A 21,932-nucleotide genomic window follows, 5' to 3' on the forward strand; every position below is an offset into this window, starting at 1 on the left:
AACGGATTAAAGGGCGCTCATCGCGAAAAATCCAGATGAAGTATCCTGAACTTGGAAAACGATATTGGGGACGACGTTTCAGGGCACGTGGGTACTTTTCTACAACAACCGGCAATGTAACGGATGATGTGATACTGCAATATCTGGAGCTACACTCCTCACGTAAACCTACCGACATCAGTCGGTAGTGGTTTAGTTTTATACACTAGTTACAATCATATGTAATACTTATGGAAACACAACACCTCTGGGTAGTATAATAAGGATAGGGGGTGTTATGCAGATACGTATAAAGGCACAGGTCCTAGCCACAGAATGGCTCTGGACTTACAACAACGAACGCCCCGACATGGGGATCGGCGGTATCACGCCAGCAATGAAACTAAAAATGGCTGCCTAGATTCTACTGCAGAATCCCATTAAAAATGGGGGTATTACCTTATGAAGAGAGAAATAATTATCGACTTTTCACACAGTCTGGGTCGAGTGCGGAAATTCATCCTTGATCGGACTCACAAATATTTTGTACTGAGCTTCATGCTGGATTTAACATTGAATAATGAAAATATGCGATATTTAGGTGTTATAAAAATCATTTCTAAAAACAACTAGAATGGATTAGGTATCGTCACCTAGAATACGTGAGATACCATATCGCTTGATCTTCATTGATGGAACAACAAGAGGAAAAAATCTGACGCGATTGCGTGGTCGAGGCCTTGTAGGAGATCGTGTGTTTGGTGTGGCTCTATTTGAAAATGGAATACTTGGACCTTTATCTTAAATTTAGCCAGTGATGCGTTGATTACTACGAAGGTAGTTACTGGACCAATGAGTCGGACATTGTCATAATACTCGACAATCTTTGCCTTCCACAAAAGTTCGAAAACAGCAGAAATTCTGAAACAGACAGGATGTTGGCTCCTTATTCCTATAACATTGGTAAGGCAACGATCTCTCCTCTGCATATTTGATTGTCAGGCATTTCAATTTGAATATTTTGCCCAATATCCCAGTATCCACGATCAATAAAAGACAGACCAACGTTGGTTTCAAGTCTCGGTGACCAAATGCATGATGTTATCTGTCCTACTTGATGACCTCCGACTGTGACGGGCCATGGTACAGAGCATGTTGGGGCGCGAGGACCATCAAACTGAAGGCCACGAATGCTTCGATCAACACCTTTGGCGTCAATAACTTGCAAAGCCCTTTGACCAATAAAATCAATGCTGCCGTCGAGTGTGCAGAACTTCTCGAGGCCAAGCTCAAGAGGATTATTTTCACGAGTCATTTCATTGCCGTATGAAAAAAGTCCCCCTTCAATTCGCTCAATCAGATTGGGGCAACCTGGTGTAATGTTGAAGGTCTGGCCAGCTTCCCAGATAGTGTCCCAAAGATCATGACCGAGTAATCCATCGTCGAGGTAAATCTCAAACCCGCCTTGCCGTGAATAGCCAGAACGCGCAATAACCTGTTGGGTACCTTTGAATTCAAAACGTGCGTACTTAAAGAAACCTACGTCGCGAATGCCCTCACCAAACACGCTGACCATAAGATCTTCAGCTTTGGGTCCTTGAACAGCAAGCGGGGATACATCTGGTTCGGCAATTTCGACGTCCAGGTTAGCACCTATAGCTAGCCCCATTGCATAAAGCAGGACGTCGCTATCGGCAATGGAAAGCCAGAATTGATCATCTGCTATCTTGAGCATTACCGGATCGTTGATCATACCGCCTTGCTGATCGACGATTGGGATGTAGTAACAATCACCGACCTTGGCTTTTGCGATGCTGCGGGGTGTCATCGATTGAACAAGGCGCTCTGCATCTAGCCCTGTAATTTGGACTTGCCGTTGGCATGACACATCCCAAACTTGAACGTGTTCGCGTAAGTGCCAGTAATCTTCTTCGATAGTTGATTGAAAAGCCTTAGGCAAAAGCATGTGATTGACCACCGAGAAGCCCCGGACACCGACTTGTTCAACCCGATCTGTATATGGAGTACGACGAATGCGTCGGGACATGTTGAGGCCGTCTGTCATTTTGAGAATTCCTGTGCTTAGCTTGAAGCCCAAGTTGAGTAACTATTTGGACTCAAGATGATGGGCATGTGATATTTACCGTACGGATCAGGCATCCGAAATCGTAAAACAATATCAAAAATGATTTGATTATTTTCCGTTGGCAGGTTTCGGGTTAACCAATAAGGTGCCGTTGCAAAAACAAGTTCATATATCATGGCTGGATCACTATCCGCGATATCTACTTCTTGAGATAGGCGTCCAGCTGAGTCCATTCGGGTTGTAAAAAGTGGAGCTTTTTCGCCAAGGCGTGTCAGCGTTACAAGGATATCACTCGCGTGAGTGCCATCTACCCCGTTAAGTGTATGCGAACTGATAAATGCCATTATTCGATCGAAGCCTTATCTCTTTTATCAGAGGTCGCAGCAACTATCGGACTGATTACACCACGACATTTAACATTGATACATGCCGTTTTTCCACTTGCTATAGCGCGTTCCAACGCCCCTGGTAATTCAGCGCGTTTGGTGACCAGTTCGCTATGGCCGCCAAGGCCCTCGAACATGGCGTGAAAGGGAATGTCGCGGAAATCTGTGGCGTAATGCTGTCCATTATTGAAAAGTCGTTCCTGCTGCTGGCTAATACAATCAAGCCCGCCGTTGTTATCAATAACGACAATGATTGGAATGTTTTCCTGAAAGCAAGCCTCAATTGACAAACCACCAGATAAGAACGCTCCATCGCCGGTAACCAGAACGGCCGTTTTATCTGGATTGATATTCTTGGCTGCAAGGGCGAAAGAAACCCCAACGCCCAGTAAACTGTAGTTTCCAGGGTGTAATATGCCTCCCAGAGTGCGGCCGCGCGCAGCGGAAATATTAGTGGCGATCTCATTCCAAAAATGTGTATTGCCGCCGTCAAAAACCAACCAATCGTCATCTTTCATCGCAGCCTGTACATCAAGCGCTAGTTGCAGCGGATGCATTTTGCGACCTTGTGCTTCGTCCTCTGCAGTCTCGACGGCAATGTGATCTGACCATTCTTTGACCCAATCTGCACGTCGCTGTCGCTGTAGATCCAACCAATCTTCCCAAGTTTTATCAACGCGGGTTAGAGCGTCCAGAAATGCGCCTGGATCAGATAAAAGCTGTAAATCGGCCCCAATATTGTACTCAAGTTCTTCATGGCTACCGTTGACGCAGACGAGTTTAGTATTGGATTGGATAAACGGCGGGTTGCCAAAATTCATCTGATTGTCCAGGCGACAGCCTACCATCAAAACCAGATCTGCTTCGTGAATTGCAGGCTTCGAGGGATGATATTGGTGAAAATCAGCCAAGCCCATATAAGCATCACACTTTTCACCTAACATTTTTGTGTGATATGGCACGTTGAAGATAGGCATACGAAGTTTAGTGCCTGCGGCTCCCAGCTTGGCTTCGCCGCCTGACCACCAGATGCCATGGCCTCCGATTATAACTGGTCGTTTCGCCGCTCTGACTAATGACAAAACATCATCTAACCGTGTGGGGTCAGGCCAAGCACGGGGGGTAAGACGATCCGAACGGTCGAAAGGGCGTTCGTCGCGACCTGCCGCCTCGTCATAGGACGAGAACATGATATCAACTGGTAGTGCCAGATGCACTGGACCAGGATACCCAGTGGTAGCGGCATGCCAAGCTCGATCAACAAATTCACTTATGCGGGCGCCGTCAGTGATCTGCACAGAATATTTGGTGAGTGGGGCGGCGATGGCTACATCGTCGATCTCTTTGAACCCGCCTGCACCTTGCCGTTTAATCGTAGAGGAGCCTGTGATGAAAATCACTGGACTACGCTCACCCCAAGCTTCCAACATGGCTGGCACTGCATTGGCAAATCCCTCGGGACCCACCAGACAAACTGATGGTTTGCGGGTGATCCGGGTATGGCCATCTGCTAGATGACCGGCGATCTGTTCGTGGGGGCAGTTGATCACCGGCATTTCGCATTCCATGAACCCCTCAAGTGCGGGATTACAAAATCCCCCCGCCAGTGTGAAGGAATGCTCAACACCTTTTTCCTTAAGTGCCCGGGCCAATATCGCACCACCGCGAATCTTTGTTTGAATAGTCATGTGTGAATTTGCCTCCTGAGGGCGTGGAATTTAACTGGTTGCGGTTTTAAGCAAGGGCTGCTGCAACTGTTCAACAGCTGAGGTGTTGTTTGATAAAATATCAGGCGAAACAGCGGTAATGTCGTTCAATCCGGTTTGAGCAAGTGTAAGGCTGGTGTCCTCGGCAAAGATCTTTATTAGAGAGTTTAGTCCTTTAGCACCATCTGCACCCATAGCAAAAAGCATGGGGCGTCCTATCATTACAAAATCTGCGCCCATTGCTAGAGCTTTGACAATGTCTTCGCCATTTCTGACACCACTGTCAAACAACAGTGGGTAATCGGCTCCAACAGCATTACGAATTTTTGGTAGAGCGTCGATGGCAGCGGGAGCACTATCAAGTTGTCGTCCACCATGGTTTGAGACGTAAATTGCATCAGCACCTGCTTGTTTAATGCGTATAGCATCTCGTGCAGATGTAACCCCTTTTATTACCAAGTTTCCTGTCCAGGAAGCTCGTAATTTCTCTAAAAAATTCCAATTTGCGCCGGCACGACTTGCATTGCGGTCAAAGTGGGTTCCGTTTTTTCCAAGCTTAAAGTTTTTCGGAGATGGTGCACCGTGCCAAATTGATGTAAGTGACCATCTTGGATGTGTCGCAAAATCCCAAAGAAGTCTTGGGCCGAGACGAAAGGGCATCGTAAATCCGTTCCGTAGATCGCGCAGACGCCGCGATACCTGTGGTACATCTACGGTAAGAACCAAGGTCTTATAGCCTTCTGTACGGGCTCGTTCGACCAATTCGAGTGATAGTTCCATCGACCCGCCAACATAGAGCTGGAACCAGGCGTTTTCCCCAGCCCAATCCCGCATTTCTTTGATTGTGCTTGAAGCTGCTGATGACAGACAGATCGGAATGTTATAGTTGGTCGCGGCCTGTGCCAAGGCTGAATCTGTGTCTGGCCAGGCCAGATTACACATGCCCATTGGAGCAATCCCAAATGGTAAATTATATTTTTGCCCCAGGAACGTTTTACTCAGATTTCGACGGTCAACATTTTCCATAACCCGCTGTTGTAATGTTATCTCATCAAACCTGGACTGGTTGCGGGTTGCGGCAACTTCACGACCAGAAGCGCCTTCGATAAAATCAAAGATAACTTTTGGCTGTCGTTGCCCGGCTATACGCACTGCATCTTCAGTGCAGAAGATGCGTTTACTAGCGCTAAAGGATGTGTCACTGTCGTGCAAAATCTTATCCTTGTGATAACTCGGGTAATACAAAAGCAATGTATCTTAAATAGATTTTTGAACTCAAATCGAAATAAGTGAGCAATTCATTCGAAAAATCTATGGAAACAACTTGTTCCATAACTTTTCCGAAAATCTAGATTAAGACGCAATCTGATTGTCTATAGTAAAGAAAGTTTTGGCTTTTTAAGCGCTCGCAGGCTCGATATTGATCTCTTCAAATTGCATTGATTCCAATTGCTCAATAGCAATATGACAACAGATAGAATGGCCATTTTCTTTTTGTTGCCAAGGCGGATTTTCTGTATCGCAGATTTTTCCAAGTTTACGTGGGCAGCGCCGTTGGAAAGGGCAGCCCTGTGTAGGTGGGGCGAGTTCAACAACATCATCTGTTGTCAGTTTTGGACGAATATCTGGATCAGGTTCGAGAACAGCGTTTAATAATACTTCGGTATAGGGGTGTGAAGGGGTAGAGTAAACGTCTGCGGCCGGTCCGATTTCGCACAACCGCCCTTGATAGAGTACAGCTACCCGATCTGACAGTGCGCGTACGACTGCGAGATCGTGCGAGACAAATACATAAGTGGTTCCTTGCTTTTGTTTTAGCTCATTAAGCAAATTCAAAACCGCAGCTTGTACAGATACATCGAGTGCTGAGGTGACTTCGTCACACAGAATCAGATCTGGTTCCGCAGCAAAAGCGCGTGCAATAGCCACACGTTGTTTTTCACCACCTGATAGTTGACTGGGCAGGCGATCAAGGTAATGAGCCCCAAGTCGTACGAGCTCTAATAATTCTGTGCTTCGCTCCAACAGCGCTTGACCTGTTAAACTAAAATAGAGTTTTAGCGGTTGTTCTAGAATTTCAGCAATTGTATGACGAGGATTCAAACTGTCGTCAGGGTTTTGAAAAACAAGCTGGATCCGGCGTAGATGGTTGGGGCAGCGCTGTTCAACCTCCCGAGGGAGGTTTTCGCCGTCGCCAAACACTATGCTACCGTTTGCGGGAGGCAACAAGCCTGCCACTGTTTTTAGTATTGTGGATTTGCCACTGCCGCTTTCTCCGACCAATCCCAATGTTTCGCCCTTTGTGAGAGTAATCGATATATTGTCAACGGTTGCAGGGCTTATATCCTTCTTACCACATAGCCTGTTAATTAGACTCTGTTTGGAGTATCGGATCGACAAATTGTCAAGATAAATTGCTGGTTCTGCATTCGGATCAGCATTACACACTTTTTTTCCGTCAGGTGTCATCGACAACCGGTTCGATAGATTGGCATGATGGCAGCGGACCAATGCGTTGCCGGGTCCTGAGGCAAGTGATGGACGGGTGCTTCTGCAAATCTCACTAGCAATCCCGCAGCGTTCGACAAAGGCGCAGCCGTTGCCAGCACCACCGGGTGCAGGGGGGCGTCCTTTTAAGGCAGAGGGTAAATGTGGGTCGCTCAATTTCGGGATTGAAGCTAGCAAACCGCGTGCGTAAGGATGCGATGGTGCTTTAAGAACTTGTCGGGTTGTGCCTTCCAGTACAACCTCACCGGCATACATGACCATTACTCGGTCACAGACCTGTGCAATCGCCCCAAGATCGTGGCTGACATAAAGCATAGCCATGCCAGTGTCGGCAGCCAAATCGCGTAGCAATTCCAGGATATGCGCTTGTGTGGTCACATCAAGGCCGGTAGTGGGTTCATCCAGCAGTAAAGCATCAGGTTCCCCAGCCAGTGCCATGGCGATGGCAACGCGCTGCTGTTGCCCCCCTGATAATTCGTGCGGAAAACGGACAACAACTGTTTCCGGATCAGGTAAACGTACTTGCGTGAGCAACTCAAGAACCCGGCGGTGATATTGTTCTGATTTCAGCTTGCTATGAAGCCGTAGTGCCTCTGTCAGTTGTTGGCCGATGCGCAAGGTCGGTGTTAGTGATTGACCCGAATTTTGAGGAACTAGACCGAGTTTACCTCCGCGTATCTTTTCCAATTCTGTTCGCCCCAGGGTAAACATATTTTGATCTTTGAAATGACAAGTTCCTTCCAGAATACGAAGACCGCGTTTGAGATATCCCATGGCGGCTAGAGCTAAGGTGCTTTTACCAGAGCCACTTTCGCCGACGAGTCCAACGGTTTCGCCACGTTTCACCGTGAGGTTAATGTTTCTGAGAACTGGTAACGTATGCCCTGAACGCCCTGTGAAGCCAATCGAAATATCGCGAATTTCTATAATTGAAGATTTATTCATTCTACACTGTCGCTTTCTGAGCTCGATCAATACCAAGTGATTTTGCTAAGGCATCAGCTGTTAGATTGATCCCAATAATTAACGAAGACAGTGCGATGACTGGCCCAAGGACCCCCCAAGGCGCAAAGGACATGAACCCCCGTGCATCGGATATCATCAACCCCCAGTCCGGCGTTGGCGGAGAAACGCCAAAGCCAAGGAAGGAAAGTGATGAAAATGCAAGTAACATCCAGGACCAACGCATGGCGCCCTCTACCATAAGGCTATCGAGAACATTTGGTAGTAGCTCACGTCGCATGATTGTTGCTCGACTGTTCCCTCGGGCTCGTGCAGCTGAAACAAAGTCGCGGGCCACAACGTCCTGGGTTGCCGCGCGTGCAATCCGGATAACTGGAATGCCATAGATGAAAGCTAAGGTTGGGACGAGAACCAGAATGCTCGTACCGAAGGTCACGATCAGCAACAGCATTTTCAAAATCCATGGCAAAGATAGAAATGCATCCACAAGACGCATCATGACCTCATCCAAGCGTCCACCGACAAGGCCAAAAAAGATGCCAACCATCCCCCCCCAGATTACTGCAACAGGTGTTGCAATTCCGGTCACTAACATCGCCTCGCGTCCGCCCTGAATTGTACGGCTAAAGACATCCCGGCCGAGGTGATCTGTGCCTAACCAATGATTAATCCCAGGGTCAGCCAGCATCATGGTCGAATTCATTTCTTTGAAGTCGTAGGGCGCTATATAAGGGCTGATCAGGGCAAGGATAATGTGGAACACAACAAGAAACAGTCCAACGGCACCTGATGGCCGTGAAAGAACATCGCGTAATATGCTGGAAAAGTGATCCAGTGTGGAATTTTGTGGAATAGCAGTCGCGGATACAGTCACGGCAGTTACTTCCTTGTATATAGTGTCCGCAAACGCGGATTAGCAATCATTGTGAGCATGTCAGCCGAAAGGTTTACGAAGACGTAGACAGTGGCCACAATTAGGGCGAGGGCCTGCACAACAGGAAGATCGCGATCAGATATTGAGTCAATCATCATTCGACCTAATCCAGGATAATTGAACACAACCTCAACGACAACGACACCGCCCAAAAGCCAAGCTATGGTTAATGCAATGATGTTTATTGCAGGTAATAGTGCATTGGGTAATGCGTGTAGAAACACCATGCGCCAATATGGGACACCTTTCAGTGTGGCCATTTGAATATAATCGCTACCCATGACTTCAATAACAGAAGAGCGAACCATGCGTAGAATATGAGCGGTCATTACCATGGAAAGCACAACAACTGGCAGGATGATTTCGGGGAAAAACTCGCTAATCGGAGCACTAGCGGATGTCAGCACAATGCCGGGTAACCAGCCTAACCAAGCAGAGAAAACAAGAATTAAAACGGTTGATGAGACAAATTCAGGAATGGTCATCGCAAAAATTACTGAGGTCGATATAAGTAGATCAATTGGTTTGTCGCGCCAAAGACCGGTTACAATTCCTAGAATGATCGCTAGAGGAACACCTATAGAAAGAGCGCAAACGGCCAACAATAATGAATTACCTAAACGAGCGCCGACTAAAGATGCAATACTATCCTTGCCGTTTGCAGATATACCGAGATCGCCCTGTAGGGCATTCCAGGCCCAATCGAAATAACGCTCAACGGCAGGCCGGTTGAGGCCAAGATCTTCGCGGCAACTTTCAAGGATTAAGCCTTTCGCTTCGCGTTCCAGAAAAGCGGTACAAGCGTCACCGGGTAAGATTTCTACACCGGCGAAGATGATCATTGAAACGACCACTACGGTCACAAACCCTAAAAAGAGGCGTCGAAAAAGTATTTGCAACATGAGAACTGCTACCTTGGAAGTATTAAGTAGTGCCCTGCCTACAAAGAGTAAGGGCAGGGCGCCGTAATCTTTTATTTACTCAACAGTTATTAAGTTCCAACGCACAGCATCGTTTTTTACATTGTCCAAGTTCGAGACGCGAGAGGACACGCCCACGAACCGGGTCACGTGATAAGGAATCAGCGTTCCTGCATTCTCCCACAGATACTCTTGAGCAGCCACATAAAGCGCGCGTCGTTTCTCAAACTCTAGTTCGCGTCGAGCATCGGACAACATTTTATCAAACACCTCATCCTTGAAATAAGATTCATTCCATTTTGCTGTGCTCAGATAAACTTCGTGCAGAACTTGATCCGCTGGGCGTTCGTTCCAACGAGTGGCGTAGATGTCTTTCTTCATCCAAACCTCGTTCCAAAACCCGTCGGTAGGGGTTTGGACAACATTGACCCGGATGCCAGCTTTTTCAGCTTGCGCTTGATAGGCAACAGCTAATATAGGCCAGGTCGGCTCCAGAGTTGCGACATGGACGTTGATTTCCAAACCATCGGGATATCCTGCTTCCGCTAAAAGGGCTTTTGCGCCTTCAATATTCTGTGGACAGGATATACTTGCACGATACTGATCGTTTGGTTCAACTGGTGTATCACAAGAAACAACACCTCCACCGCCAAGAACCAAATCAACAAGAGCGCGACGATCTGCAACCAACCGCAGTGCTTTACGCACACGAGGATCGCTGTATGGTTCCACATCAGTACGGAATACCAGACCTTGCCAGTTTCCTGTGGGAATCTCTTGAATTGTAAACTTGTCGCTACCTGAGATCATAACCCTTTGTTGAGGGGTAATACCACGCTCCATATCAATCTGCCCTCCCAAGAGAGCTTGTAGTCTTGCCTGGCCATCAGGTATCGCAATGATTTCCATACGTGCGACACCAGGCGCACCTTCCCAATAGTTCTCATTTGCTGCAAGGATAGTGGTTCCCTCCGCATCAAATTTTTCAACTTTGAACGGCCCAGTTCCTATGCCGCTGGTTGCAATGGTATCTCCAGAATTCTCTGGGATCATCCGCAGTCGGTAATCCATAAGTTGGAGTGGCATGTCCGCGAATGGAGTGTTTAAAATGATTTTTACCGTTTGAGCGTCAATTGCTTCAAGGGATTGGATCATTTTTACGGCTGAGCGTGCGGGTGAATCAGCCTCGGGATCCAAAACACGGTTTAGAGAGTATAAGACGTCCATTGCATCAAAGGAGCTGCCATCGTGGAATGTCACGCCTTTGCGTAACTTGAAAGTCCAAACGGTGGCATCTTCATTCGTTGACCAATCCACAGCCAAATCCGGTGATGGCTTTCCATCCAAACCTGGTCGAACCAATCGATTCATGATTTTTTCAGTGATTTGAAAGACCCGAGCGTTTGAGATTGGATCAAGGTTTGACTTTGCCCCATATCCATACTCATAAGCTTGGCGAAATGTTCCACTAGACTCTGCAAACGCAACTGATGTGGTTAGCAGGGCTGCTGCACCTATCGCACTAATTATTTTCTTCATGATTTACCTCCCGTTGGTAAAAGTTGCCCGGTTTTTTATTGGGCTTCTTCGTGTACACGGAAAAAATCAGACTGATGTCGGGATTTAATTATCCAATTTGAACAGCGGCACTTTGACAAGTGTCATGACTGAGTCCATGTCTCCGCTTCCAGTATTCTGAGGATATTGCCTAGTGACAAATACATATTATTACATCATTCATGCAAAAAGTGGATGAATTCGATTGTTACTTTAATTAACAGCTATGAGATTCCTTATAATATTTGGTCATAAGAAGTGCGGATTGATATTGTTCTGGTGAAGAATTTTGTGTTAAAATGAGCCGATCAGTTGTGAAAGTTTTTCACAACTGTGATTCTTTTAGAAAGTTGGTCTGCTAGGAATTCTACAAATTCTAACGCATAACGCGACAAATGCTCTCGGCCCAACGTGACGATTGCGACATTATATGTCAAATCTTGTAAAATAGGACGGAATGCGACGCCTCCGATTCTAACAGCTTGTTCCGCGGAAAATGGATCAGCGATTGCAAGAACCCCTGTTTCTCGTACTAATGACGCCGCGGCCGGCATGTTCGTGGCAGAAAGCCTGGATGATTGTTGCAATCGTTCGGACAATTTGCTGTCGATCGACATCATGTCGTCAGGAAAAGCGCCTCCGAACGTAACAAATGTTTCTTTGCTCGCCAGCTCTTCCAGGTCAACGGGACCTGCCTTACCGATAAGTGGATGATCCTCTGGCATCAGGCAGACATAAGGAACTGTTCGCTGATATAAGGTCTCGACCCCTTCGTAAGGAGGTTGTCGCCCGACCACTCCGAGATCAAGTTGGCGCAATTGAATCGCATTTAAAATTGCGGGTGTATTGCGTGAATGAATCATAAATCGAATATCGTCGTAACGTTTATATAACGCGTTTACGGCCTTTGGCAGTTCAAGGCTTGCGATAGACTGAATAGTTCCGATGGAAATTACACCACCACTAGCTGTTCTGATCGAATCAGCTAAGTCCTGGAGCCTGTCGATACCAATAAACATTCCCTCAACACCATGATAAAAAGTGCTCGCTTCAATCGTGGGTGTTAGGCCCCGGCCTATCCGTAAAAATAAGGAGAATCCTACTGACCGTTCCAGATCAGCAATTAACCGGCTGACGCTGGGTTGCGAGATATGCATCATTTCGGCTGCTTCTGTGATGGACCCATATCTCATAGTTGCCCTAAAGGCTTCAAGCTGGCGTAAATTCATCTGGGGTACTTTCCATTCAAAACGTATCATCAAGCTTAACAGAATGCGCATCAAACTCAACCATGTAGTAAATGAATGGTGCTTACATATTTGGTTTTCGGATGAATTGCGAGTGAAATTGAATTTGTCCACCTGATGGGATCTTAATAACTTGGTTTATGAAAGTGAGAACCGTCAAATGCCCGCATTGAATTTCCCAGAGTCTGCCTGGATGAATGGCGAGTTGCGCATGTTAGAGGACATGTGCCGTAAATTTTACGAGCGTGAATGTGCCCCGCATTATGAAGAATGGGAAGCGCAAGGAGCTTTCAGTCGTGAACTTTGGGAAAAAGCGGGTGAGATGGGGTTTTTGGGGGCAGAAGTTCCTGAGGAGTTTGGAGGTTTGGGCGGCAGTTTTGCTCATGATGCAGTGATTGCTTATCAAGGCAATCTGGCGGGGATTGATGGCTGGGGCGGCGGGTTGCATAACTCAATCGTGATCCCTTACATCATTCATTATGGATCGGACGAACAAAAACACAATCTCTTACCCCGGATGATATCCGGAGAGCTGATCGGCGCGATTGCAATGACTGAGCCTGGGGCGGGATCGGATTTGCAAAACATCAGAACTACAGCGGTTAAGGATGGTAATTTTTATAGGATTTCCGGGTCTAAGACCTTCATAACTAATGGTGCCTTGGCGAATATGATTATCGTTGCTGCCAAGACCGATCCCAAGGCTGGAGGGAAGGGAATCTCTTTATATTTGGTCGAAACTGACCAGGTCGATGGATTTCGACGGGGCCGTAATCTAGACAAACTTGGCATGAAATCAAATGACACTTCAGAGTTGTTTTTCGATGACATGCGAGTGCCTGTGTCGGCGCTTCTTGGTCAGGAAGAAGGGCAAGGTTTTGTGCAAATGATGGAGCAGTTGCCACAGGAACGACTTCTGATCGGTGTTTATGCCGTAGCTCGAATAGAGCGAGCTCTTCGCGTTACGCTGGGTTATGTCAAGGAGCGTACAGCCTTTGGCAAAAAGATCGCGGATTTTCAAAACACGCAGTTCGTGTTGGCTGAATGCGTAACGGAGGCGACTATTGCCAAGACTTTTCTCGATGCTTGCATCGTCGAGCATCTCGATGGACGACTTACCACGGAAAAGGCCTCAATGGCAAAATATTGGCTGACCGACTTACAAGGGGCGATTATTGATCGTTGCCTGCAACTTTTTGGCGGTTACGGCGTTATGGCTGAGTATCCGATAGAACGTATGTATCGTGACAATCGAATAGAACGAATTTATGCGGGTACAAACGAGATCATGAAGGTGGTTATAGCGCGTGACCTTTTAAAGGATTGATCATGGATACCACAGAGATGCTACTTGAAACCCATGTCGGCAGTGTTGCCAAGTTAACAATGAATCGGCCTGGCGCACGTAACAGTCTGTCTCTGGAAATGCTGGAATGTATGTTTCGGGCAATACAGGATCTTAGCGTTAACAGCAACATACATGTTATCATACTTGCAGCCAACGGCCCTGGGTTTTGTGCAGGCCATGATCTAAAAGAACTAAAGATGATGCGTACGCAACCTGACAAAGGGCGTACATTTTATGAAGAGACGATGGACAAATGTGCGCGCCTGATGCAGGCCATTGTTACTTGTCCAAAGCCTGTGATTGCTCAAGTTCATGGAATCGCGACTGCCGCTGGTTGTCAATTAGTGGCGAGCTGTGATCTGGCGATCGCGACAGATACTGCCCGCTTTGCCACTCCGGGGGTGAATATAGGACTGTTTTGTTCAACACCCATGGTGGCACTTTCGCGTAATGTAGGGCGCAAATCGTCGATGAAAATGTTGTTGACCGGGGATCTGATCAGCGCGGATGAGGCACGGGCGATCGGTTTGATCAACGATATTGTTCCTGAGAACCGCCTGGCAGTGGAAACCGAGGCTTTGGCCCAACAAATCGCAGGTAAAGCCCCGACTACACTCAAAATTGGGAAAGAGGCATTTTATAAACAAATCGAAATGACGTTGTCGGAAGCCTATCATTATACTTCTGAGGTGATGGTGACCAATATGTTGGAATCCGATGCAGAGGAAGGCATCGCGGCGTTTATTGAAAAGCGCACGCCTAACTGGCAACCTCTTAAGGGAGAATGACAATGAAAGATCACTGTTGTGGGCCGGGTTATGCATCACCTGCGGAGGCCATGATGGCCCCACGGGAGAAGTTGCTTTATACTATTGCGATTTACACAGGTACCGGTATTCAAAAGCCTGATTATCTGGCAACGATCGACAATGACCCTGACAGTCCGAGCTATTCTCAAGTTATTTCACGTTGCGAGATGTCTGGGATTGGGGATGAATTGCATCATATGGGGTGGAATGCCTGTTCGTCGTGCTTTGACGATGCTTCAATTAGCCGAAAATATTTACTCGTACCGGGTGTGAGGACTTCCAATATTCACGTTATTGATTGTGCCACTGATCCCCAAAACCCATCGTTATACAAAGTGATCAAGGGATCAGAGATCAAGGCGAAAACTAATCTCTCAGCACCTCACACGATCCATTGTTTGGGGGCGGAGATTATTATCTCGATGCTTGGCGATGCCAAGGGGGAGGCGCCCGGTGGATATTTACATCTGAACAAAGACTTTGATATTATCGGTCGCTGGGAAAGCTCTATGGGTGACATCCCCTTCGGATATGATTTCTGGTATCAGCCACGCCACAACGTAATGGTGTCGTCTGAATGGGCTGCGCCAAATACCTTCATGCCAGGCTTTGACCTTGAAGAGGTTGGTCATTTGAAATATGGACGACGCATCCATTTATGGGACTTTAAGAAGAAAGAACCCAAACAGACCTTTTATTTGGGAGAAGATGGACTGATCCCACTGGAGGTTCGCTTCCATCATAACCCCGACAGCACGCACGGATTTTGTGGTGCAGCACTCAGCGCCAACATCATCCATTGGTGGAAGGATACTGATGGCGAATGGAAATGGGAAAAGGTTGTGGATGTGGATAACGAGCCGCATCCTGATTGGCCTATTCCTGTACCGGGCGTGATCTCGGTAATCTTACTCTCCATGGATGATCGATTTCTTTATCTGTGTAACTGGTTGCATGGCGATATCCGACAATACGATATTTCCGATCCACATAATCCAGTATTGACTGGTCAAGTCTGGATGGGTGGACTTCTGGGGTGTGCGCCTGAGGTTAATGGTGTGAAGATCACTGGCGGACCCCAGATGATTCAACTGAGTCTCGATGGTACGCGGCTTTACGTTACAACTAGTTTGTTCAGCACTTGGGATAACCAGTTTTATCCTGAGATCCGCACCAATGGGGGCTGCATGCTGATGGTTAACTGCGATACAGAACAGGGCGGTATGAAAATTGACCCTGATTTTCTCGTTGATTTTGGCAAAGAACCCAATGGTCCGTCGCGTTGCCATGAAACCCGCTATCCTGGGGGAGACTGTACGAGCGATATCTGGATATGAATACGTACACTGTTACTATATCCAATCGCGATAATGCGACTTATAAGGTTGCAGCACATCGACCGTTGCTGAGCTCACTTTGTGCGCAAGGTGTTGATTTGCCTTATGGCTGCAAATATGGCGGCTGCATTACCTGTGCTGGCAAGTTGATTGCAGGTAACGTTGAGCAACACCGCCAAGTGGCCCTTAATAACCGTCAACTAGAGAACGGCTACGTTATTCTTTGCGTGGCTGTACCTATATCTGACATCACACTCGAGATCGGGGTGGAAAGTCACGATAAACTCTATCGTAATCCTTTTCTTGATCCTCTTGAACCTCATGAACTCAAGGCGAATATCGCCACACCCAAAGAGATTTGATATGGACCACACACAACCTTATTCTGAAGAATATCTGCAAGATATCCTCAAATCCGTTAAAACTATCGCAATGGTGGGCGCGAGCCCTGACAAAACCAAATTCAGCTATGGTGTCCTTCGCGTGTTGGACGAAACTGGATATGACATGATCCCGGTCAATCCACGCCCAGGCTTGAAAGAAATCCGAGGTATCAAGGTCTATCCGTCACTTGACGCTATAGGACGTCGTGTTGATATGGTTGAGGTTTTTCGTCGATCCGAAGATTTAATGGGGGTGACCACAGAGGCAATCGCTATCGGTGCCAAAGTACTTTGGGCCCAGATCGGTGTTGTCGATCACGACGCAGCCAAGTTGGCCGAAGAAGCTGGATTAAGGGTCGTTATGAATCGGTGCCCTAAAATCGAACTCTTTAGGCCATTTTGGAAACCAAAATTGCATTTAGCGATATGACGGCCCACCCATATGATCCTGCTGTTGTTCTGAAACAATGTCTCTTGATTGGTTACTGGTCGTAGCGCTGGTAAAGTTGGAATTCAAACAAAAAAGGATGCTGCTGTGGCACAGAATATTATAAAAAATCGAAAGAGATTGTTGAGGAAGCCATGGTCACTGTACCCGCTGTGAGTATTGAGGAAGGGCTATCTCTTGCTGACGCTGCTGCTTATGTTTTTGTCGATTTACGAGATAGCAATGAACAGGCAAAAACGGGCCTGATTCCTGGAGCTGTGGCGTCTTCTCGCGGCATGATGGAGTTCCATCTTGACCCTGAAAGTCCGCTACACAAGCCTGCGTTTAATCAGGATAAAACTTATATTTTTTACTGCGCTTCAGGGGGGTATTCTGCGTTTGCTGCAAAGATTGCGATGGACATGGGTTTGTGTCCGGTCATGAACCTCACAGACGGCATGAATGCTTGGATAAAAGCGGGCGGGCCTGTTGCTCGCTCAGAACAGGACAAACTATTATGAAAACTGTAGTCATCGCATCTGGTGTTCGCACCGCGATAGGAACATTTGGTGGAGCACTCGCTGTAACACCTCCTTGCGAACTGGCAACCATGGTTGCAGCCGAGGCAATCAAGCGTGCAGGGATTGATGCCTCTGGAATCGACCAGTCGGTCTTTGGTAATGTGATCCACAATGAACCGCGAGACATGTATTTGTCGCGCGTTGCAGCAATGGGGGCAGGGGTATCGGAAACGGCCCCCGCGCTGACGTTGAACCGACTTTGTGGCAGTGGTTTACAGGCGGTAGTTAGTGGCGCGGAACAAATCATGCTGGGAAATGCTGATATTGTGCTTGCTGGAGGTGCTGAAAATATGAGCCGTGTCGGTCATATGATGAATGCCGCTCGGTTTGGTGCAAAGATGGGTGATATTACCGCCATAGATATGATGATTGGTGCGCTGACCGATCCGTTTGGTAATGGTCATATGGGGGTGACGGCCGAAAATGTTGCGGTTGCTAGCAGCATTGATAGAGATCAACAGGACGCGCTGGCTCTCGAAAGTCATCGCCGGGCCTCCGTCGCGATTGATGCGGGCCATTTTAAGGATCAAATTTTACCGATTGCCACCAAACGGGGCCGTAAAGAGGTGATGTTTGACAAGGATGAACATGTGCGAACAGATGTGACGGCAAGTGATTTGGAAAAACTGCGCCCGGCGTTTAAAAAAGATGGGTCAGTAACTGCAGGCAATGCGTCGGGTATCAACGATGGTGCTGCTGCACTTGTTCTGGCTGGCGAGGACGAGGCGTCGGCTAGGAATATGCCTAAGTTAGCTTTGATCCGTGCTTCTGCTGTTAGTGGTGTTGCGCCAGAGGTAATGGGAATGGGGCCCGTTCCTGCCGTGAAACTTGCGTTGAATCGCGCAGGATTAGATATATCTGACATGTCCTGTATCGAATCAAATGAGGCATTTGCGGCACAAGCCTGTGCGGTATCGAACGAACTGGACTTTTCATCGGATATTACTAACCCCAATGGTGGTGCTATAGCTCTTGGCCATCCCGTCGGGGCTTCGGGCGCAATTATCCTGATCAAATTGGTTTACGAACTTCGTCGTAGCGGAGGTCGATTTGGTTTAGCGACTATGTGTATAGGTGGTGGTCAAGGGATCGCTATGGTTATAGAAAATCCGGAGGCTATCGCATGACGAGCTTTACACAAGTTGCAATTATCGGAGCTGGTACTATGGGGGGCGGCATCGCAATTTCGGCGATCTGTAATGGTATAGAGGTGACGTTGATTGATACTAGTGAAGAGGCATTGTCCAGAGTGAAACAACGGGTTGCGAAATATCTTGAACGCCAAGTTGAAAAAGGCAGAATGTCTATGGAGATCGCGTCTATAGCTGGATCTCGTTTGCATGTCTCAACCGATTTTGCCTCGGCCGCTGATGCAGATTTGGTGATCGAAGCAGTATTCGAAGATCTTGAGGTCAAGAAATCTGTTTTCTCCCAACTGGAATTGATCGTTTCCGAGGCCTGTCATTTGGCGACTAATACTAGTGGCCTGAAGGTTTCTGATATTGGACGTACACTGACCTATCCGGATCGGCTTTGCGGATTGCACTATTTTAGTCCTGCCGAGTTGAATCCAATCGTCGAAGTGGTGTTAAGCGATACTTCGCTAGATAGTACAATAGATGCTGCACTTTCCTTTTTGGAACAGTGCCGAAAAACACCAATTAAGTGCAATGATCAAAGTGGCTTCGCGCTAAATCGGTTTTTTTGCCCCTATACGAATGAAGCCGCACGCTGTTTGGATGACGGGCTGGGTACTCCCGCTCAGATTGACGCAGTTGCAAAAGACGCTTTTGGCGTTCCAGTAGGTCCCTTCTTTGTTATGAATATCGTCAAGCCCCGCATTAATCTGGCAGCCGTTCGTAATCTTGCCCATCTGGGACCTTTTTACACTCCTGCTAACAGTTTGAGTGTCACTGGCGATGCCGACGAAAATTGGGAGATTGAGAAGAACCCGGCCGCGCTTAACCCACAATCGCACAAAGTAGTGGCTGATCGATTGAGAGGTGCAGTATTCTTTGCTGTTCAGGAAGAACTTAACGAAAATATCGCAAAACCTGAGGACATTGATCTTGGCGCACGTAGTGCATTTGGTTTTAATAAAGGGCCTGTCAAAATGATGGACGAGTTATCAAATGAAGAGGTCGTCCGTTTGATTCGAATACCAAAGCAATAGCGATAGAATAAGTTAGTAAGAAAAGGCCTTCTGCGTAATAATGAGCTGAAAATTATAAGTAACTGCATTTAATGTGAATTGAGTATGGCTTATTCCTTCGAAATCTTTTGTTTGTTGGAGTTTATTTGTAAATCTTGATATGTTACATCTCAAAAAGTCTGCTAAAGGTGTTGCGTGCCCTCGCAACCAATACTTATACACAAAACTCCGTAACCTTAATCGGTTACGGGGTTTTGCGGTTCTAGGTGTATTTCACTACCTAGTGAAATCAATTACTTAATTGTGTAGGTTCAAATCAACACGTAACCAAGATTATAATATTATCAATGAAAAGCATGGATTTATAAATTTGATACTTTAAGCGATTCAAACTTAGAGCTAACTTAGACGTGAGGGACCAAGATCCGAAATTCCCACGCCTGAGGAAGCAAAGTCGTCTGGTAAGCTTCCGTTATGACAGAGGCCTGCGACAGCCCGTGCAAGGCTTGGGGCCATCATGATACCATATCCACCTTGGCCTGCATGCCAGACGAAATTGTCGACGGTTTGATCATAACCGATTACAGGGCTTTCGTCGGATACAAAAGAACGTAATCCAGCCCAGCTGTGTTCAATTCGTCCAACCTTAATCAGCGTTTCGCGCTGGATCCAATCAGCAAGAACGGCGACGTCCATTTCATCAGGTTGTGCGTCTTGTGGGGCAGTGGGGGTTGCATCCCCTGGAGACGCCATTAGTTTGCCCGCCTCGGGTTTGATGTAGGCGTCGCTACCTGCAAAATCCACACATGGCAACTGTGTCACGTCAATCCCGGGCAGGACATTAGCAATGATGGCATCAACAATGATCGCAGTACGGCGTTTGGCGATCAGTCCTATGGGTGTCGATTTCGCCATCTGGCCGATCTGTTCAGCCCACGCTCCTGCAGCATTGATGATGGTTTTACCCATAAACGTTGTTTTGCCAGCGCAGACTGTCCATGTGCCTTTGCTGTAAGAAAGCGCAGTTACCGGCGCGCGGAGGTTGGTGATACCCCCACGAGATTTAAATCCCTTTAGATAAGCCTGTAACATTGATGACACATCAATATCGGTGACACCTGCTTCATAGACAGCACGAACCACGCACTCAGGCCGCAGGAACGGCACCAACTTCAACGCCGTTTCTACCGGCATTTCTATAACCGGGTTGTTGTCTGTGGAGGCAGCCAGTACAGGATCTAGTAGCGCTTCATTACCTGGTGCCGCAACAGCCAATGCCCCTCGGGGATGTAGTAATGGATGATCTGTGAAGCCTTCGGGCGGGCAATGAAAGAAAGGCTCGCTCAGGGCGTTAATAGTACGTACCAGTGGCGTTCCGTAGTTGCGCGTAAACAAGGCCGCTGATCTGCCAGTGCTGTGATAGCCCGGTTGCGCCTCTGCCTCAGTTAATAGGACAGTGCTTTGGTCTGCAAGTTCATAGGCGGCAGAAACACCGGCTATTCCTGCGCCAATTACGATGAAATCATAGATCATGGGGCGCAACCTTTATCTTTCCATATGCTGAATGCGACGAGTTTGATCACAAGGCACTTAAAAAACTACGAATGCAAGTTTTAATAATATAATTGACTCTATGTAAGTTATATTACATTGTTTGTAAAAGAACCTTGGGAGGGGTCATGTCAAAACCGCTGCGACAGCGCCTTACAGAGGTCAGCGCATCTACCTTTAAGGCTGAGCGCGCATTGGCCAGTTATATGCTGGCCGAACTGGCCACTCTACCATTTGAAACCGCCGCCAGCCTTGCTACAAAAGTATCTGTGAGCGAGCCTACGGTGGGGCGATTTTGTCGTTCCATTGGGTATGCCAGTTTTAAGGATCTCAAGGCACACCTGCGAAGCGACATGGGTGATCAACCCTGGTTGATCGGCGACAGATTACGTGACTTACAAGTCCGTAATCGTGCTGGCGAAGACCAGTTGATGCGCGGGCTTGAACTTGAAATGGCTGCACTTGTTGCAGTCTACGAAATAGCGCATTCGCCTTCATGGGCGGCGGTGGTAAAACGATTGGCCACGGCACGTTCAGTTTTTGCTGTCGGGTTTCAGACTGAACGCGGTATGGCACAGATTTTTGTAAATCAGCTGCAATACCTCCGCGACGGGGTTGAATTACTGGACCTTGCTGGCGGTAATTTTTCTCAGGTTTTGGCGCGAAACGACAAGGATGCGGCCCTTGTGATATTTGAGGCGCGACGCTATTCGCGGTTGGCCCGTGAATTGGCAACCGAAGCAAAAGCCGCGGGCATTCCCGTCACGCTGATCACAGATCCGTTTTGCGATTGGGGGCATGAGGTCGCGGATGAGATTTTTGTGGTGCCCACACAATTTAATCTTTTTTGGGAATCCACCGCACAAATGGCGAGCCTGGCCAATCTGCTGGTCAATGGTGTGTTCATGGAATTGGGCCCGGAAGTGGAGGGGCGTATGAACAAGATCGCAGACCTTTATGGTCGTTTCACTGGTCATGTAGGGAGCGCAGAAGCAAAACCGAGCAAAGTCAAAACCACGGAGAGTAAAGACAAAAACTAAGATATTTTTCATCACAAA

21 protein-coding genes are annotated in these 21,932 nt (G+C 47.5%); 11 read left to right on the forward strand and 10 right to left on the reverse strand.

The features are described 5' to 3' along the window. Positions 1-188, forward strand: a 188-nt coding sequence (locus tag WH96_RS21800) for a transposase (protein ID WP_047765919.1), incomplete at its 5' end; no start/stop codon positions are given. Between the two features lie 89 nt (positions 189-277). Further along, positions 278-400 carry a transposase gene (locus WH96_RS22450; protein ID WP_218045101.1) on the forward strand — a complete coding sequence of 41 codons (123 nt, stop codon included), beginning with the start codon at positions 278-280 and terminating at the stop codon, positions 398-400. Between the two features lie 531 nt (positions 401-931). Here the strand turns inward: WH96_RS22450 and WH96_RS19490 are convergent. The 9 genes from WH96_RS19490 to WH96_RS21620 all read right to left on the reverse strand — a co-directional run bounded on the left by WH96_RS19490 (position 932) and on the right by WH96_RS21620 (position 12,268). Next, positions 932-2,044, reverse strand: coding sequence for a dimethylsulfoniopropionate demethylase (locus WH96_RS19490; protein ID WP_047765921.1), 1,113 nt, complete (start codon positions 2,042-2,044; stop codon positions 932-934). A 17-nt stretch (positions 2,045-2,061) separates the two neighbouring features. Then, positions 2,062-2,409, reverse strand: a complete 348-nt coding sequence (locus WH96_RS19495) for a hydroxyisourate hydrolase (RefSeq protein WP_047765922.1) — start codon at positions 2,407-2,409, stop codon at positions 2,062-2,064. Next, positions 2,409-4,139 (reverse strand): thiamine pyrophosphate-binding protein, encoded by a 1,731-nt coding sequence (locus tag WH96_RS19500; protein ID WP_047765923.1) that lies wholly within the window; start codon positions 4,137-4,139, stop codon positions 2,409-2,411. Before WH96_RS19500 ends, WH96_RS19495 begins: the two co-directional genes overlap by 1 nt. Before the next feature lie 30 nt (positions 4,140-4,169). Next, entirely contained in the window at positions 4,170-5,369 is a 1,200-nt protein-coding gene (locus WH96_RS19505; protein WP_204248262.1) for an alpha-hydroxy acid oxidase, read from the reverse strand. Between the two features lie 186 nt (positions 5,370-5,555). Continuing rightward, the gene (locus WH96_RS19510; protein WP_047765924.1) at positions 5,556-7,610 is read right to left on the reverse strand and encodes an ABC transporter ATP-binding protein; all 2,055 of its coding nucleotides are present in this window, start codon (positions 7,608-7,610) and stop codon (positions 5,556-5,558) included. A 1-nt stretch (position 7,611) separates the two neighbouring features. Further along, on the reverse strand, positions 7,612-8,502 hold the full coding sequence (locus tag WH96_RS19515; RefSeq protein WP_047765925.1) for an ABC transporter permease: 891 nt from the start codon (positions 8,500-8,502) through the stop codon (positions 7,612-7,614). 5 nt (positions 8,503-8,507) lie between these two features. Next, positions 8,508-9,464, reverse strand: coding sequence for an ABC transporter permease (locus tag WH96_RS19520; RefSeq protein WP_047765926.1), 957 nt, complete (start codon positions 9,462-9,464; stop codon positions 8,508-8,510). Between the two features lie 75 nt (positions 9,465-9,539). Continuing rightward, positions 9,540-11,021, reverse strand: coding sequence for an ABC transporter substrate-binding protein (locus WH96_RS19525; protein WP_047765927.1), 1,482 nt, complete (start codon positions 11,019-11,021; stop codon positions 9,540-9,542). Positions 11,022-11,347: 326 nt separating this feature from the next. Continuing rightward, positions 11,348-12,268: a LysR family transcriptional regulator gene (locus WH96_RS21620; RefSeq protein ID WP_053006157.1), complete on the reverse strand. Its 921-nt coding sequence runs from the start codon at positions 12,266-12,268 to the stop codon at positions 11,348-11,350. A 178-nt stretch (positions 12,269-12,446) separates the two neighbouring features. Between WH96_RS21620 and WH96_RS19535 the strand changes: the two genes are divergently transcribed. The 8 genes from WH96_RS19535 to WH96_RS19570 all read left to right on the forward strand — a co-directional run bounded on the left by WH96_RS19535 (position 12,447) and on the right by WH96_RS19570 (position 19,344). After that, the gene (locus WH96_RS19535) at positions 12,447-13,613 is read left to right on the forward strand and encodes an acyl-CoA dehydrogenase family protein (protein ID WP_047765961.1); all 1,167 of its coding nucleotides are present in this window, start codon (positions 12,447-12,449) and stop codon (positions 13,611-13,613) included. A 2-nt stretch (positions 13,614-13,615) separates the two neighbouring features. Beyond that, on the forward strand, positions 13,616-14,422 hold the full coding sequence (locus WH96_RS19540) for an enoyl-CoA hydratase (RefSeq protein WP_047765928.1): 807 nt from the start codon (positions 13,616-13,618) through the stop codon (positions 14,420-14,422). 2 nt (positions 14,423-14,424) lie between these two features. After that, the gene (locus WH96_RS19545) at positions 14,425-15,780 is read left to right on the forward strand and encodes a selenium-binding family protein (protein ID WP_047765929.1); all 1,356 of its coding nucleotides are present in this window, start codon (positions 14,425-14,427) and stop codon (positions 15,778-15,780) included. Further along, positions 15,777-16,142 carry a 2Fe-2S iron-sulfur cluster-binding protein gene (locus WH96_RS19550; protein ID WP_047765930.1) on the forward strand — a complete coding sequence of 122 codons (366 nt, stop codon included), beginning with the start codon at positions 15,777-15,779 and terminating at the stop codon, positions 16,140-16,142. The genes WH96_RS19545 and WH96_RS19550 overlap by 4 nt, the downstream gene beginning before the upstream one ends. 1 nt (position 16,143) lies before the next feature. After that, the gene (locus WH96_RS19555) at positions 16,144-16,593 is read left to right on the forward strand and encodes a CoA-binding protein (protein WP_047765931.1); all 450 of its coding nucleotides are present in this window, start codon (positions 16,144-16,146) and stop codon (positions 16,591-16,593) included. 152 nt (positions 16,594-16,745) lie between these two features. After that, positions 16,746-17,111 (forward strand): rhodanese-like domain-containing protein, encoded by a 366-nt coding sequence (locus WH96_RS19560; RefSeq protein WP_047765932.1) that lies wholly within the window; start codon positions 16,746-16,748, stop codon positions 17,109-17,111. Continuing rightward, positions 17,108-18,298 (forward strand): beta-ketothiolase BktB, encoded by a 1,191-nt coding sequence (bktB, locus tag WH96_RS19565; protein WP_204248263.1) that lies wholly within the window; start codon positions 17,108-17,110, stop codon positions 18,296-18,298. The genes WH96_RS19560 and bktB overlap by 4 nt, the downstream gene beginning before the upstream one ends. Further along, entirely contained in the window at positions 18,295-19,344 is a 1,050-nt protein-coding gene (locus tag WH96_RS19570) for a 3-hydroxyacyl-CoA dehydrogenase (protein WP_053006158.1), read from the forward strand. Before bktB ends, WH96_RS19570 begins: the two co-directional genes overlap by 4 nt. A gap of 378 nt (positions 19,345-19,722) precedes the next feature. Here WH96_RS19570 and WH96_RS19575 read toward each other — a convergent pair whose 3' ends face one another. After that, positions 19,723-20,856, reverse strand: coding sequence for an NAD(P)/FAD-dependent oxidoreductase (locus WH96_RS19575; RefSeq protein WP_047765933.1), 1,134 nt, complete (start codon positions 20,854-20,856; stop codon positions 19,723-19,725). Positions 20,857-20,948: 92 nt separating this feature from the next. Here WH96_RS19575 and WH96_RS19580 point away from each other — a divergent pair, with 92 nt between their 5' ends. Continuing rightward, positions 20,949-21,914, forward strand: a complete 966-nt coding sequence (locus WH96_RS19580; protein ID WP_204248264.1) for a MurR/RpiR family transcriptional regulator — start codon at positions 20,949-20,951, stop codon at positions 21,912-21,914. Positions 21,915-21,932: the final 18 nt, after the last annotated feature.

This window comes from Kiloniella spongiae (assembly GCF_001026905.1).
Classification (GTDB): domain Bacteria; phylum Pseudomonadota; class Alphaproteobacteria; order Kiloniellales; family Kiloniellaceae; genus Kiloniella; species Kiloniella spongiae.

Bases quoted from the DNA above. Each gene is read 5' to 3' on its own strand.
- WH96_RS22450 (WP_218045101.1), top strand. From the start codon at position 278: ATGCAGATACGTATAAAGGCACAGGTCCTAGCCACAGAATGGCTCTGG.
- WH96_RS19490 (WP_047765921.1), bottom strand. From the start codon at position 2,044: ATGACAGACGGCCTCAACATGTCCCGACGCATTCGTCGTACTCCATAT.
- WH96_RS19495 (WP_047765922.1), bottom strand. From the start codon at position 2,409: ATGGCATTTATCAGTTCGCATACACTTAACGGGGTAGATGGCACTCAC.
- WH96_RS19500 (WP_047765923.1), bottom strand. From the start codon at position 4,139: ATGACTATTCAAACAAAGATTCGCGGTGGTGCGATATTGGCCCGGGCA.
- WH96_RS19510 (WP_047765924.1), bottom strand. From the start codon at position 7,610: ATGAATAAATCTTCAATTATAGAAATTCGCGATATTTCGATTGGCTTC.
- WH96_RS19520 (WP_047765926.1), bottom strand. From the start codon at position 9,464: ATGTTGCAAATACTTTTTCGACGCCTCTTTTTAGGGTTTGTGACCGTA.
- WH96_RS19525 (WP_047765927.1), bottom strand. From the start codon at position 11,021: ATGAAGAAAATAATTAGTGCGATAGGTGCAGCAGCCCTGCTAACCACA.
- WH96_RS21620 (WP_053006157.1), bottom strand. From the start codon at position 12,268: ATGAATTTACGCCAGCTTGAAGCCTTTAGGGCAACTATGAGATATGGG.
- WH96_RS19535 (WP_047765961.1), top strand. From the start codon at position 12,447: ATGCCCGCATTGAATTTCCCAGAGTCTGCCTGGATGAATGGCGAGTTG.
- WH96_RS19540 (WP_047765928.1), top strand. From the start codon at position 13,616: ATGGATACCACAGAGATGCTACTTGAAACCCATGTCGGCAGTGTTGCC.
- WH96_RS19545 (WP_047765929.1), top strand. From the start codon at position 14,425: ATGAAAGATCACTGTTGTGGGCCGGGTTATGCATCACCTGCGGAGGCC.
- WH96_RS19550 (WP_047765930.1), top strand. From the start codon at position 15,777: ATGAATACGTACACTGTTACTATATCCAATCGCGATAATGCGACTTAT.
- WH96_RS19555 (WP_047765931.1), top strand. From the start codon at position 16,144: ATGGACCACACACAACCTTATTCTGAAGAATATCTGCAAGATATCCTC.
- WH96_RS19560 (WP_047765932.1), top strand. From the start codon at position 16,746: ATGGTCACTGTACCCGCTGTGAGTATTGAGGAAGGGCTATCTCTTGCT.
- bktB (WP_204248263.1), top strand. From the start codon at position 17,108: ATGAAAACTGTAGTCATCGCATCTGGTGTTCGCACCGCGATAGGAACA.
- WH96_RS19570 (WP_053006158.1), top strand. From the start codon at position 18,295: ATGACGAGCTTTACACAAGTTGCAATTATCGGAGCTGGTACTATGGGG.
- WH96_RS19575 (WP_047765933.1), bottom strand. From the start codon at position 20,856: ATGATCTATGATTTCATCGTAATTGGCGCAGGAATAGCCGGTGTTTCT.